At 69.2% G+C, this 13008-nt stretch carries 9 protein-coding genes and 2 pseudogenes; 6 read left to right on the top strand and 5 right to left on the bottom strand.

Going from position 1 to position 13008, the window contains the following annotated elements:
• The 4 genes from zwf (at window position 1) to ACIA75_RS14865 (ending at window position 5830) form a co-directional block, all read left to right on the top strand.
• Complete coding sequence (zwf, locus tag ACIA75_RS14880) at window positions 1–1575, top strand: glucose-6-phosphate dehydrogenase (protein ID WP_397103969.1); 1575 nt, start codon at window positions 1–3, stop codon at window positions 1573–1575.
• The gene (gene opcA / locus ACIA75_RS14875) at window positions 1572–2489 is read left to right on the top strand and encodes a glucose-6-phosphate dehydrogenase assembly protein OpcA (RefSeq protein WP_397105319.1); all 918 of its coding nucleotides are present in this window, start codon (window positions 1572–1574) and stop codon (window positions 2487–2489) included. The genes zwf and opcA overlap by 4 nt, the downstream gene beginning before the upstream one ends.
• A complete protein-coding gene (pgl, locus tag ACIA75_RS14870) occupies window positions 2473–3231 on the top strand; it encodes a 6-phosphogluconolactonase (RefSeq protein ID WP_397103967.1) in 759 nt (252 codons plus the stop codon). Before opcA ends, pgl begins: the two co-directional genes overlap by 17 nt.
• A 235-nt stretch (window positions 3232–3466) precedes the next feature.
• A complete protein-coding gene (locus tag ACIA75_RS14865; RefSeq protein WP_397105317.1) occupies window positions 3467–5830 on the top strand; it encodes a thiamine pyrophosphate-dependent enzyme in 2364 nt (787 codons plus the stop codon).
• A gap of 36 nt (window positions 5831–5866) precedes the next feature.
• On the opposite strand, the pseudogene ACIA75_RS14860 reads toward ACIA75_RS14865, so the two are convergent.
• Window positions 5867–6171, bottom strand: a pseudogene (locus ACIA75_RS14860) (protocatechuate dioxygenase); the annotation flags it as partial.
• 96 nt (window positions 6172–6267) lie between these two features.
• Complete coding sequence (locus tag ACIA75_RS14855; protein WP_397103965.1) at window positions 6268–8304, bottom strand: glycosyltransferase family 39 protein; 2037 nt, start codon at window positions 8302–8304, stop codon at window positions 6268–6270.
• A gap of 362 nt (window positions 8305–8666) precedes the next feature.
• Here ACIA75_RS14855 and ACIA75_RS14850 point away from each other — a divergent pair, with 362 nt between their 5' ends.
• On the top strand, window positions 8667–8909 hold the full coding sequence (locus ACIA75_RS14850) for a hypothetical protein (protein WP_397103963.1): 243 nt from the start codon (window positions 8667–8669) through the stop codon (window positions 8907–8909).
• A 289-nt stretch (window positions 8910–9198) separates the two neighbouring features.
• On the opposite strand, the pseudogene ACIA75_RS14845 reads toward ACIA75_RS14850, so the two are convergent.
• Window positions 9199–9849, bottom strand: a pseudogene (locus ACIA75_RS14845) (SMP-30/gluconolactonase/LRE family protein); the annotation flags it as partial.
• 152 nt (window positions 9850–10001) lie between these two features.
• The gene (locus ACIA75_RS14840; protein ID WP_397103961.1) at window positions 10002–10601 is read right to left on the bottom strand and encodes a TetR/AcrR family transcriptional regulator; all 600 of its coding nucleotides are present in this window, start codon (window positions 10599–10601) and stop codon (window positions 10002–10004) included.
• Between the two features lie 71 nt (window positions 10602–10672).
• Here ACIA75_RS14840 and ACIA75_RS14835 point away from each other — a divergent pair, with 71 nt between their 5' ends.
• Window positions 10673–11503 (top strand): class I SAM-dependent methyltransferase, encoded by an 831-nt coding sequence (locus tag ACIA75_RS14835; protein ID WP_397103959.1) that lies wholly within the window; start codon window positions 10673–10675, stop codon window positions 11501–11503.
• Here ACIA75_RS14835 and ACIA75_RS14830 read toward each other — a convergent pair.
• Window positions 11490–12971, bottom strand: coding sequence for an FAD-dependent monooxygenase (locus ACIA75_RS14830; protein WP_397103958.1), 1482 nt, complete (start codon window positions 12969–12971; stop codon window positions 11490–11492). The genes ACIA75_RS14835 and ACIA75_RS14830 overlap by 14 nt on opposite strands.
• Window positions 12972–13008 lie beyond the last annotated feature (37 nt).

Here is a 13008-nt window from a genome sequence, read left to right as displayed (position 1 = left end):
ATGGCCGGCGCCCCGGAGAGCACGCAGACGGCATCCGGCACCCCGTGGCGTAATCCGCTGCGGGACAACCGGGACAAACGGATTCCGCGTATCGCGGGCCCGTGCAGCATGGTGATCTTCGGTGTCACCGGAGATCTCTCCCGGCGCAAGCTCATGCCGGCCATCTACGACCTCGCGAACCGGGGGCTGCTGCCCCCGGGTTTCGCACTGGTCGGTTTCGCCCGGCGGGAGATGTCGGACCGGGATTTCGGCGATATCGTCCACGAGGCCGTCCGCGCACACGCGCGGACCCCGTTCCGGCAAGAGGTCTGGGATCATCTGGCCGAAGGGTTCCGGTTCGTCCAGGGCACTTTCGAGGACGACGACGCCTTCGCCCACCTCGCCGAAACCCTCGCCCGGCTCGATGCCGAACGCGGTACCGGTGGGAATCACGCGTTCTACCTGTCGATCCCGCCGAACAGCTTTCCCGTCGTGCTCGACCAGCTGCACCGGCACCGGCTCACCCGCCAGGACACGGCGGACGGCCGCGCACCGTGGCGGCGGGTAGTGATCGAGAAACCGTTCGGGCACGATCTGGACAGCGCGCGCGAGCTCAACGCGCTGGTCAACCGAGTGTTCCCGGAGGAGACCGTCTTCCGGATCGACCACTATCTCGGCAAGGAGACGGTGCAGAACATCCTGGCGTTGCGCTTCGCCAACCAGCTGTTCGACCCGATCTGGAACGCCAACTACGTCGACCACGTGCAGATCACCATGGCCGAGGATATCGGCCTGGGTGGGCGGGCCGGCTATTACGACGGTATCGGCGCCGCCCGCGATGTGATCCAGAACCATCTCCTGCAACTCCTCGCGCTCACCGCCATGGAGGAGCCGATCAGCTTCGAACCGCGGCAGCTGCAGATGGAGAAGATCAAGGTCCTGTCCGCCACCAAACTGGTCGAACCCCTGGACGAGACCACGGCCCGTGGCCAATACGCGGCCGGCTGGCAGGGCGGTCAGGAAGTGGTGGGGCTACTCGACGAAGAGGGTTTCGACCCGCAGTCGCGGACCGAAACCTACGCCGCGCTGACGCTGGAAGTGGACACCCGGCGCTGGGCCGGCGTTCCGTTCTACCTGCGGACCGGTAAACGTCTCGGGCGCCGGGTCACCGAGATCGCGGTGGTGTTCAAACGGGCACCGCACCTCCCGTTCGACCAGACCATGACCGAGGAACTCGGCGAGAACGCGCTCGTCATCCGGGTGCAGCCGGACGAGGGCATCACCATGCGCTTCGGTTCGAAGGTTCCCGGATCATCCATGGAAGTCCGCGACGTGAACATGGATTTCAGTTACGGCGAATCGTTCACCGAATCCTCGCCGGAGGCCTACGAACGGCTCATCCTCGACGTGCTACTCGGCGAACCCTCACTCTTCCCGGTCAATGCGGAGGTCGAATTGTCCTGGCGCATCCTGGATCCCGTTCTGGCCCGGTGGGCCGATGACGGTAAACCCGAACAGTACGAGGCCGGCACCTGGGGCCCGGACTCCGCCGCCGAGATGCTGGCCCGCACCGGCCGGGAATGGCGGCGGCCGTGATCATCGATATCCCCGACACCACCACCGGCGCCGTCACCAAACGCCTGGTGCAGCTGCGCGAGAGCAACGGCGTGATCACCATGGGCCGGGTCCTGACGCTGGTGGTCTGCACCCTGGACAGTTCCGAAGCCGAGGACGCCATCGACGCCGCCAACGACGCCAGCCGGGAACACCCTTGCCGGGTGGTAGTGCTGGCGCGGGGTGACCGTTTCGCGGCCACCCGGCTGGACGCGCAGATCCGGGTCGGCGGCGACGCCGGTGCCGCCGAGGTGATCGTGCTGCGCTTACAGGGGGAATTGGTGAGCCACGAGAGCAGTGTGGTGATTCCGTTCCTCCTGCCCGATACCCCGGTGGTCGCGTGGTGGCCGCGCGGCGCCCCGGAGTTCCCCTCCAGGGATTCGGTCGGCCGGCTGGCGACCCGACGCATCACCGACGCCACCTTCGCGCCGGACCCGCAGGCGACCATCAAGAAACGTCACGATTCCTATGCCGTCGGCGATTCCGATCTGGCGTGGAGCCGGATCACCTACTGGCGGGCGTTGCTGGCCGCGGCCATGGACGAGCCCCCGTTCGAACCGGTGGAATCGGTCACCGTCTCGGGCCTGCGCGAAGAACCCGCCCTCGATATTCTCGCCGGCTGGCTGGCCGGGCGGCTCGGCTGCACCGTGGTCCGGAAAACCGGGAATCTGCGGGTCGAACTGCACCGCCCGTCGGTATCCATCGCCATCGAGCGCCCGCAGACAGGGGTCACTGCCACCCTCACCCGCACCGGCGAGCCGGTGCAGCGGATAGCGCTGGCCCGCCGGGAAACCCGTGACTGCCTGGCCGAGGAACTGCGCCGGCTGGACGCGGACGAGATCTACGCCGAGGCCCTGGCCGGAATCGAAAGGGTGACCTATGACCACCAGCAGTAATGCGGCCTCCCCCGCCGCCACCGTGGATGTGCACACCGACAGCGACGCGCTGACAACGGCCGCCGCCCGGCGGTTCGTCGAGATCCTGGTCGCCGCGCAGGCCGAGCGCGGCACCGCTTCGGTCGTGCTGACCGGTGGCGGTACGGGTATCAGTCTGCTGGAGAAGGTCCGCGCCGACCCGGGCGAGCTGGACTGGTCGAAGCTCGACTTCTTCTGGGGTGACGAGCGCTTCGTCCCCGCGGGCGATCCCGAACGCAACGAACTCCAGGCACACCGGGCGCTGCTCGACCACGTCCCGGTGGACCCCGCCCGCGTGCACACCGTCGCCACCTCCGACGGCGAATACCCCGACCCGGTCGAAGCCGCCGCCGAATATGCCACCGCGGTCCGGGCCCACTGGGCCGCGTACGGCGGTTTCGACCTGCACCTGCTGGGGATGGGCCCCGACGGGCATATCAATTCCCTGTTCCCCGGGCACGCCGACACCGTCGGCGAACAGCGCGAACCGGCGGTCGCGGTCACTGATTCCCCCAAACCACCCCCGGTCCGGGTCACCCTGACCTACCCGGCGATCCGCCGGTCCCGGCATGTGGTCCTCGTGGTGTCGGGCGCGAACAAAGCCGAGCCCGCCGCGGCCGCGCTGGCCGGCGCCGACCCCCTCGAGATCCCCGCCGCAGGCGCTCACGGGACGGAATCCACCCTCTGGCTCCTGGATCAGGACGCGGCCGCCGCGCTGCACTGAGCCCATCTCGTCGGTCATGGCGGGCGGTCCTGGATCGGTACGGAACACGCTGCGACAGAATGCGACCGGTGGCCACCCGCGAGCGGGCGCGCTCGGGTTCCGCGGCGACTTGCCGCGCCGGGGCACCGGGACCCTCAGCAGTCGCGTTTAAGCTGGTAGCGGTGAGGGTCCGGTGAATATCGACGAGGCCGAACAGCGGTTCCGTGCCGAGATCGCGGCGCTGCTGCCTGCTGCGGTGACCGTACCCGAACGAGAACTCGCGCCGGGGCTGACCGGCACGGACTTCCTCGACCTGTTCACCGCGCAGGTGCTGAGCCGACAGGCCGATCTGGCCGCCCGGCGGCTGGGCGCGAGCGGACAGGGGTACTACAGCATCGGCTCGTCGGGGCACGAGGGGAATGTGGCGCTTGCCGTGGCGAGCCGAGTGACCGATCCGCTGCTGCCGCACTACCGTTCCGGTGCTCTGTTCGCCGAGCGCGTGCGCCGGGCCGGGGGTACGGATCCCGTGCGGGATCTGCTGCTCGGGGTGGTTGCCTCGGCCACGGACCCGATTTCCGGCGGGCGGCACAAGGTGTTCGGCAGCGCGAGCGCCCACATCATCCCGCAGACGTCGACCATCGCCTCCCAGCTACCGCGCGCGGTGGGACTCGCGTTCGCGATCGACCGTGCCGCCCGGCTCGGTGTCGGGTGCCCCTGGCCATCGGATGCGGTGGTGCTGTGCGGTTTCGGCGACGCCTCGGCCAATCATTCCACCGCCGCCGGTGCGATCAACGCCGCCGTGCATACGGCGCACCTCGGGGTAGCGGTTCCGGTGCTGTTCATCTGCGAGGACAACGGGATCGGGATCAGTGTCCCCACGCCGCCGGATTGGATCGAGCAAGCGTACGGTCACCGGCCGGGCCTGCGCTATTCCAGCGCGGACGGCTGCGATCTCCTGGATGCCGTCACCACCGCATCCGCCGCCGTGGCGTGGGTGCGCCTGCACCGGCGGCCCGCGTTCCTGCGCTTGCGCACGGTGCGGTTGTTCGGCCACGCCGGTTCCGATGTGGAATCCGCCTATCGCGACAGTCCCGCGATTGCCGCCGATCAGGCCCGCGACCCGGTCACCGCCACCGCTCGCCGGCTGGTCACCACCGGCATCTGCACACCACGGGAGATACTCGACCGGTACGACCGGCTGGCCGGGCATGTGGCCGCCACGGCCGAAGACGTATGCCGGGAGCCGAAACTCGGGTCATCGGCGGAGGTGATCGCGCCCCTTGCGCCGGACCGCCCGGAATCGGTACGCGCCGATGTCGTACGCCCGAGCCCGGCGGCGCGGCCGCCTGCACGCAGGTCCACGCCGCACCCTCCGAACGGCGGCCGTGACGCCTTCCTCGCAACCGTGGACCACTCCGCCCCGGCCATCGGCCGCACACCGGGGGTCGATAAGCCCCTGAGGTCCGGGCACGAACCATCCCTGGTAACCGGGCTGGACACGCATACGGAAACCACTCACCACGAATCCCCGGATCCGGAGCAGGACAGGTCCCCGAAAACCGGCCCTGGACACACCGCGACGACGCCGGCGGACGCGGTGACGCTGGCGCAGGCACTCAACCGGACCCTCGCCGAAATGCTCGCCCGCGACCCCGATGTGCTCGTTTTCGGCGAGGATGTCGGACGCAAAGGCGGCGTCTACGGGGTCACCAAGGGGCTGCAGAAACGATTCGGGCCGCGCCGGGTATTCGACACCCTGCTCGACGAGCAGAGCATTCTCGGGACCGCCCTCGGCGCCGGGCTCGCGGGTTTCGTCCCGATTCCGGAGATCCAGTACCTGGCCTACGTGCACAATGCCCTGGACCAACTACGCGGCGAGGCGGCCACCCTGTCGTTCTTCTCGGCCGGCCGCTACCGCAATCCGATGGTGGTGCGGATCGCCGGCTACGGGTACCAGCGGGGTTTCGGCGGGCATTTCCACAACGACAATTCCGTTGCCGCGCTGCGCGATATCCCCGGAATCGTAGTGGCCTCCCCGTCCCGCCCCGACGATGCAGCGGCCGTGCTCCGCACCTGCGTTTCGGCGGCCCGAGTGGATGGGCGGGTCTGTGTGTTCCTCGAACCCATCGCGCTGTATCACACCCGCGACCTGTACGACCCCGGGGACGAGCAGTGGGCCACCGCGCTCACCGATACCCACGTGCCCATCGGGCGGGCCCGCGTGTACGGCACGGGAACCGATCTGACGATCGTCGCCTTCGCCAATTCCGTACCCATGAGCCTGCGGGTCGCCCACCGGCTGACGCAGTGCGGGATCACCGCCCGTGTGCTCGACCTCCGCTGGCTGTCCCCGCTGCCGCTCGACGATCTGCTCCGGCACGCCGAAGCCACCGGCCGAGTGCTGATCGCCGACGAAACCCGGCGCAGCGGCGGAGTCAGCGAATCGGTGTGCACGGCACTGGTGGACGCCGGATTCACCGGCCCCCAGGCCCGGGTGACCAGTGCGGACAGCTTCGTCCCGCTCGGGCCGGCCGCCGCGTCGGTTCTGCTGAGCGAGGCCGATATCGAAGCGGCCGCGCACCGGTTGGTCACCGGCACCGGGGAGCACCGGCCGGGATGACTCCCGCGCACCCGGTGCCGGATCGACCGCTGCCGTTCAGATATCGATCCCGAGGTTGATCGCCGCGAGATAGCCCTCGCCCTGCCGCGCGAGCGCGAACATTCCGGACTCGTCGAAGATGAAATCGTCCGTGTTCTGGGTGTTCTCTTCCCAGCCGGGGTGATCGGTGTACGGCGCGGTGGCGTACACCGCCGTCTTGGTTTCGTCGTCGAAATAGAGCTGGGTGGTCAGCACCGTCTTCTTGTCGATATGCACCTTCACGTGGATATGGGTGTGCGGCCGGTGTACCAGCCCGGGAAGATCGTGGTGAACGACGCGATGCCGGTGGCATCCGTGGGCTGTACGGCGGAATTCATCCGGCTCGGCACTCGGCGCTCCGGCACAGCCCGATGCCCGGCCGCGGGCGGCGGCCGGGCATCGCGTTCGAGTGGTCGGTGTCAGGTGACCGTCGTGAGGTCGTACACGGTGACACCGTCGACCTGAGTGGCGGTGAAGGTGTCCGCCACCCATTGGCTGATCTTCGACGCCTCCGATTCCGACGCCGATCCCGGGCCGCCGTCGTGGCCCCCGGCGATGAAGTAGTGGATCGCACCGTCGGCCACATACTGCTGGAACTGTTCCAGCGTCGGGGACGGATCGCCGCCACCGAATCCGCCGATCGACATCACCGGCGTATCCGAGGCCAGCTGATAGTCCGCGGCATTCATCGAACTGATCGTGGCTGCGGCCCACCGGAACGAACTCCCGTTCTCTTCCAGCAGCCCCGTGACGGCCTCGCTGCTTCCACCGGACCCGGGGCCACCGCCCTGCCCCGGTGCACCCGCCGCCCCGCGACCGTCCGGCTTTCCGCCGGCTCGAGCTCCCGGAACAGAACCCGGTGATCCCTGTCCATCGCCGGCAGCACCGCCGGGCCCGCCGTCACCCGTGGCTGCACCGCCGCCCCCTGCCGCGGAACCATCGCCGAGGGCTGCTCCGCCGGGGGATCCACCGTCGGTGCCGGGCGGCGGTCCACCCATACCTCCAGGCCCGCCCGCGCCGGTGCTCGGACCGGCCAGCACGATCGAGCCGGAATGCGGGGTGGCCAGGGTGTCGACGGTGTAGGCGACCGGTCCGGCCAGACCGACGAACAGCACCGCCAGTACCGAAACCACCGCGAGCTTGCGGGTCAGCGGGAACGCGACGACCACCGTGGCCGCGGTCCCGACGGCGAGTACCACCCAGCGCAGCCACGGCACGAAATCCTCGGTCCGGCCCAGGAATACCCACGCCGTCACCGCGGTCAGCGCTACCGTCAGCGCGAGGACGAGACGAACCCACAACCGGTCCCGTTCCCGCCATACGGCGACCCCGCCCGCTCCGGCGACCACCGCGACCGCCGGAGCCAGTGCCACCGTGTAGTACTGGTGGAACGTGCCGGTCATCAGGCTGAACACCGATCCGGTGACCAGCCCCCAGCCGCCGAACAGCACCAACGTCGCCCGTTGCCGATCGGTGCGGGCAGCCTTGCCACGCAACACCGTTGCGGCGACCAGCAGAATCAGCGCCGCCGGGATCAACCAGGCGATCTGGCCGCCGATCGACGCACCGAACAACCGGGTGATCCCGGCATCGCTGCCGAATCCGCCACCCGGGCCACCAGAGGAGCTGAGCCGGTCGAGCCCGTTGTATCCGAGGGTCAGTTCGATGATCGAATTATTCTCCGACCCACCGAAATACGGTCGCGAATCCGCGGGCCACAACTGGGCGATCAGGATCCACCAGCCCGCCGCGACCACCATCGCGACACCCGCGGCGAGCAATTGCGCAATACGCTTACCGAGTTTCGGCGGGCCGGCGAACAGGTAGACCACTGCCAGCGCGGGCAATACCAGGATCACCTGCAACTGTTTGGCCAGGAACCCGAAGCCGATGAATGTCCCGCACAGCACCAGCCAGCGCCAGCGGCCGTCCTCGACGGCCCGGGTCATCGCCCACACCGCGGCGATCATCAACAGCACCAGCAACGCGTCGGGATTGTTGAACCGGAACATAAGTGCGGCGACCGGAGTCACCGCCAGCACCAGCCCCGAGAGCAATCCGGCCGTCGTTCCGAAGGATCGCCGCACGGTCGCCGACAGCAGGGCCACCGAGGCGACGGCCATCAGCACCTGCGGCGCCAGCATGCTCCAGCTGCCGAATCCGAACACCCGGGCCGACAGTTCCATCGGCCACAACGAGGCCGGTGTCTTGTCCACGGTGATCGCATTGGACCAATCCGAGGAGCCGAAGAAGAACGCCTCCCAGGATTTGGCGCCCGATTGCACCGCAGCCGCGTAGAACGAGTTGGCGAACCCGTTAGCGGTCAGATTCCAGAAGTATGCCGCCGCGGTCCCCACCAGCAGCACCGCGAGCCCGATCTTCTCCCACGGAATTCGCCGCCCCTGCGGCGGCGCCGGCATCGTCGGCGCCGGACGGAGCGTGGTCAGCGTGGTCATCGCACCCTCCCGGGGCTCGCGCCGGTGCCGAGTCCGGCCGCGTCCAGGCCGGGTGCGCGCGCCGGGCGCGCGGCGGTATTGCTCGAGTTCTCGGTCATGACGACCACGATCGGCCGCCATCCTCCCCCTCCCCTGGGCCCTCGCTGGGAGAACCCTGGTAATCGGGCGACCTGCGGCGACTGAAACCGGTCTACCGCCGCCATTTTCTCCCCTGAACTGGGAAAACAATGGTTGCCAGCTGATTCGCAGGTTGTTGGAAGGTCGCCTCGAGCCGGGCCGAACACGATGGCGATATCGGGCAGGGGCCGACCCTGTCCGACGGCCTGAACGTCAGGCCGCACGCAGAGGAGGAATATCTCGCAATGCAGATGATGAAGTCGAAGCTCGCGAAGGCCGCCGTGGTCGGCGGCGCCGGACTGGGAATGGTCGGCCTCGGCGCGGGCGCGGCCAGCGCCCAGCCGGGCCCGGGTCCGGTCCCCGGCCCCCAGCACAACCAAGGCCCCCAGCACAACCAAGGCCCGCAGCACAACAACCCGGCCCCGCAGCAGCACCCGGGCGGCCACGGCTTCTGGCTCTTCGACCACTGGGTCCCCATGTCCTGGTGACCCGACCGGGGTCATGATTCGCGATCAGCGCCGACACGCTATGGCAGTCTCGGGCTACGGGATGGGACTCCGGAGCAGGAGTCCCACCCCGTCTCCCCGGAACATCACGGGTCACCCGCACCCGGCGCGGGTGCCGCGAACGCCACGACCCGGCCTGTCGGTTCGAGTGTTTCCGCTTCGCCGAATTCCTGGCCGACGACGAAGAGCCGGGGTCGCGACCGCGGCTGAGTGCGCAGGCGAACGCTCCCCGGTCGAGTTCGACCGTGCCGAGCACCGCGCCGCCCTCCGCCACTCGGACACACCGCCGATTGCCGACGTCGGCGTACCACACCGCACCCTCGGTATCGAGGCAGATGCCGTCCGGATGGTCGCCGGGGGTCGGCGCCCAGACGCGGTGCCCGCCCAGTTCGCCCGAGCCGGCGATCTCGTAGGCGGTGAGCTGCTCGGCATAGGATTCGGCCACGATCAACGTGGTGCCGTCCGGGGTGACGGCCATACCGTTCGGAAACGCGAGATCCCCGGCGACCCGGCGCACCTCGCCCGCCGGCGTCACCACCACGACGAACCCCGGCGCGAACGCGCCGCCGGGAAAATCGAACCCGATGCTGTTCACATACGCATTCCCGTGCGCGTCGACCACGATGTCATTCCACGGTCCGTCGGTCAGCGACGTGAGATCGGCATGCGTCACCAGCGACCCACCGGGTTCACGGCGCAACAACCGCCCGTGCGCCGAATCCACGATCAGCAGCCGGCCGTCGGGCAGGAAATCGATGCACATCGGAAACGACTCGACCGTCGCCATCACCTCGGCACGACCGGCACCGTCGAGCGCGATCACCTGATGCGCGCCCCAGTCCGAGAACCACAACCGCCCCTCCCGCCAGCGCGGCGATTCGCCGAACACGATCCCGTCGAGCAGCACCTCGCCCGTAGTCATCCGATGAGTCCCTTCCGCCTGTGGTGGTAGTACAGACGCGACGACCAGCCGGAACTCATCGCCAGGTCACCCGGGCGACCCGCAGGAAGTTACCGCCGAGCACCGCACCGATTGCGGCCTCGCTCCAGCCACGAGCGGCAAGGTGGTTACCGCTACAGCAGGCGCCGCTGTACGACGTCGGCCGTGATCGTGTCCACCATCTTGCCGACCGCGGCGGCGTCCGGCGGCTCGGCAGCCCCCGCGAACAGCAGATGGCCGGCGCCGATCAGCGAGAGTGCGAGCGAGTCGATATCTGCGTCGGCCGCGATACGGCCGAGGGCGCATTCCTCGGTGAGATACGCGGCGATCATCGCGCCGGCCTCGGTGAGGATCGGAATACCGGGGCCGGGCGTCGCCGTCCGCAATCGGGTCCGGAGTTCGTTCCGGAAGATGACGAGGCCGACGATCGCCACTGCCACCGGGTCGAACAGTTCGAGTAGCGCACGGGTGAGATTGCCGGTCACTGTGCCGGTACCGGCGGCAGCGCGCAGCGTGGCCGCCTGCTCGCCGAGCCGTGCCACACGATCGTGGACGAGTTCGACGAGGAAGGCGTCGAAGTCGGCGAAGTACCGGTGCAGGACTCCCTTGGCGACCCCCGCTTCCGTGGTGACCGCTCGGCTGGTGAGCGCGTTCGCCCCGTCCCGCAACAGGATACGTTCGGCCGCGTCGAACAGCTGCTGACGCGCGTCACGGATATGCACACCGGTCGGCACCGAGTTCGTCCCTCCACTTGTCGCCGAGCCCACCGATTGCCTAGTGGGCAAGCGCCCACTAGCATGGGCGCATGCCCACTATATCGCCGCAGCCCACACCTGCTTCCGGCCAGGAGTCACACCGGCACCGTGAGGTCGCCGAATCGTTCGGCGTCGACCCGCAACGCTACGACCGAGCACGCCCCCGCTACCCCGATGCCCTCGTGGCACGGATCATGGCCACGAGTCCCGGCCGGCACATTCTCGATATCGGCTGCGGCACCGGAATCGAAGCCCGGCAGTTCCAGCAGGCCGGGTGCACGGTTCTCGGGGTCGATCCGGACGAGCGGATGGCCGAATTCGCCCGGAGCACCGGGGTCGAGGTCGAGGTCGGCACCTTCGAATCCTGGGATCCCGCCGGCCGCACCTACGACGCGGTGGTCGCGGGTCAGGCCTGGCACTGGGTGGACCCGGTCGCCGGCCCCGCCAAGGCGGCACAGATTCTGCGCCCGAACGGCCGGATTGCCGTGTTCGGGCATGCTTTCGACGCTCCCGCCGAGGTCACCGACGCACTCGTGGCAGCCTACGAGAAGGTCGCACCCGATTCCCCCTTCGCCCGGGCGACCGCCCACGCGAAATCCGCACTGGAGACCTACCAGGAGATGTTCGCCGCAGCCGCCGACAGCATGCGCCGGACGGACGCGTTCGGCGAACCGGAACAATGGCGCTTCGACTGGGAGCAGTCCTACAGCCGGGACCAGTGGCTGGACCACCTGCCCACCACCGGCGCCCTCACCCGCCTCGCACCGGACCACCTCGCGATCGTGCTCGACAGCGTCGGCGCCGCCATCGACAGAATCGGCGGCGGTTTCACCATGCCCTACACCACCCTCGCCGCCACCGCGTCCCTCACCGGCCGGTGACCGTCGCGTAGACCTCCGCAAGATCGCCGGCGGGGCCGGTCGTGCGCCAGGCGATGAAGCCGTCCGGGCGGACGAGGAGCGCGCCCTCGGCGGAGATCCCGACGGAAGCGGGCCAGTCCGCGGGCAATTCGACGGCCCGTACACCCAGATCACCGGCGGCGGTGCGCCAGTGGCGGCCCGCGGGTCCGGTCAGTACGGCGAATCCCGACTCGTTCACGTCGAGCGTGGACAGTTCGGGTTCGTCCAGCCAGCGGTGCGGTAGGCGGGAGCCCGGAGCACCGTCGAGACTCGCCACGACATCCTCCGTGGACGGTACGGGCGGGACCGGCCCGATGATCGCGCCCGAGTCGTAGCGATAGCCCATGGTCACCATGGGCGCGTTCCACGCGCTCACCGCGGCACGCTCGGCGACCGCGCGCGGATCCCAGTGCAGGCGCGGGTTCTCCCACCGCAGCAGCGCCTGGCGGGTGACGAACTCCGCCACCGCGTGCCGCTCGTCGTGGTAGCTGTCCAGCAGCGCGGGGCCCGCTTGCCCGGACAGCACCATCGCGATCTTCCACGCCAGGTTGTGGGCGTCCGCGAGTCCGGTGTTGAGGCCGAACGCGCCCAGCGGCGAGACGGACCGGGCCGCGTCGCCGGCGAGGAACACCCGGCCGCAGCGGAACTCCTCGGCCATCAGAACGGTCGCCCGCCATTCGACCGCTCCGATGATCTCCACCGGCACCTCGGCGCCGAGCGCGGTACGTATCGTCGCGCCGATATCCCCGATATGCGCCGTGGGCACATGGATCACCCAGCGATGCTCGCCGACCGCCAGCAACATGCCCTGGACGTCCGGGTGACCGATCTCGGTCATCGTCGGCATGGAGCCGAAGTATCCGACGAGGTCGGCCTCGAACAGGATGTTCATCGTGGGCTCGCCGATCCGGCCCGGACCGGTGGTGGCGATCCCCAGCCGTTCCCGCACGGTGCTGCGCAGCCCGTCCGCGCCGATCAGGTAGTCCGCGCGCACGACGCGCCCGTCCGACAGCGTCACGTCGACTGCGGCGTCGTCCTGCGTGATATCGGTGACCGCGACGCCGAATTCCACCGTCGCGCCGCGCTCGCGGGCCGCCGGCAGGAGTACGGCATCGATCCGGTCCTGCGGGTAGTGGCCGCGCGGTTGCTCCGCCACGGTCGCGTCGAACATGGCGGGACGGGGCGGAATATGGTCGCGGTCGATCTCGGCGACGGTGCGCGCGTCCGCTTTCCAGGGCAGGGCCGATTGCACAGCTGCCTGGTCCAGCGCTTTTCCGAGCCCGACCTCGCGGAAGATTTCGAGGGTCCGGGGGCTGAGCCCGAGCGCGCGCGGATGGACCGAAGGCGCCTCCCGGCTTTCGAATACCTGCGCCGGCACCCCGTGATGGGCCAGGAGAACAGCGGTGGCGAGACCGACGGTGCCGCCACCGGCGACAACGACCTGTGTCATGAGAATCCTCCCGTTCAGGGACGAGTGTGCCACTGCC

Source organism: Nocardia sp. NPDC051750 (genome assembly GCF_044453135.1).
In the GTDB taxonomy this organism is placed as follows: domain Bacteria; phylum Actinomycetota; class Actinomycetes; order Mycobacteriales; family Mycobacteriaceae; genus Nocardia.
Note: the sequence above shows the minus strand (reverse complement) of the source record. Positions and strands in the feature narration are given on the sequence as shown.

What these genes read in the sequence shown, in the direction of transcription:
- zwf (WP_397103969.1), top strand. Translation starts at nt 1, where the DNA reads ATGGCCGGCGCCCCGGAGAGCACGCAGACGGCATCCGGCACCCCGTGG.
- pgl (WP_397103967.1), top strand. Translation starts at nt 2,473, where the DNA reads ATGACCACCAGCAGTAATGCGGCCTCCCCCGCCGCCACCGTGGATGTG.
- ACIA75_RS14855 (WP_397103965.1), bottom strand. Translation starts at nt 8,304, where the DNA reads ATGACCACGCTGACCACGCTCCGTCCGGCGCCGACGATGCCGGCGCCG.
- ACIA75_RS14850 (WP_397103963.1), top strand. Translation starts at nt 8,667, where the DNA reads ATGCAGATGATGAAGTCGAAGCTCGCGAAGGCCGCCGTGGTCGGCGGC.
- ACIA75_RS14835 (WP_397103959.1), top strand. Translation starts at nt 10,673, where the DNA reads ATGCCCACTATATCGCCGCAGCCCACACCTGCTTCCGGCCAGGAGTCA.
- ACIA75_RS14830 (WP_397103958.1), bottom strand. Translation starts at nt 12,971, where the DNA reads ATGACACAGGTCGTTGTCGCCGGTGGCGGCACCGTCGGTCTCGCCACC.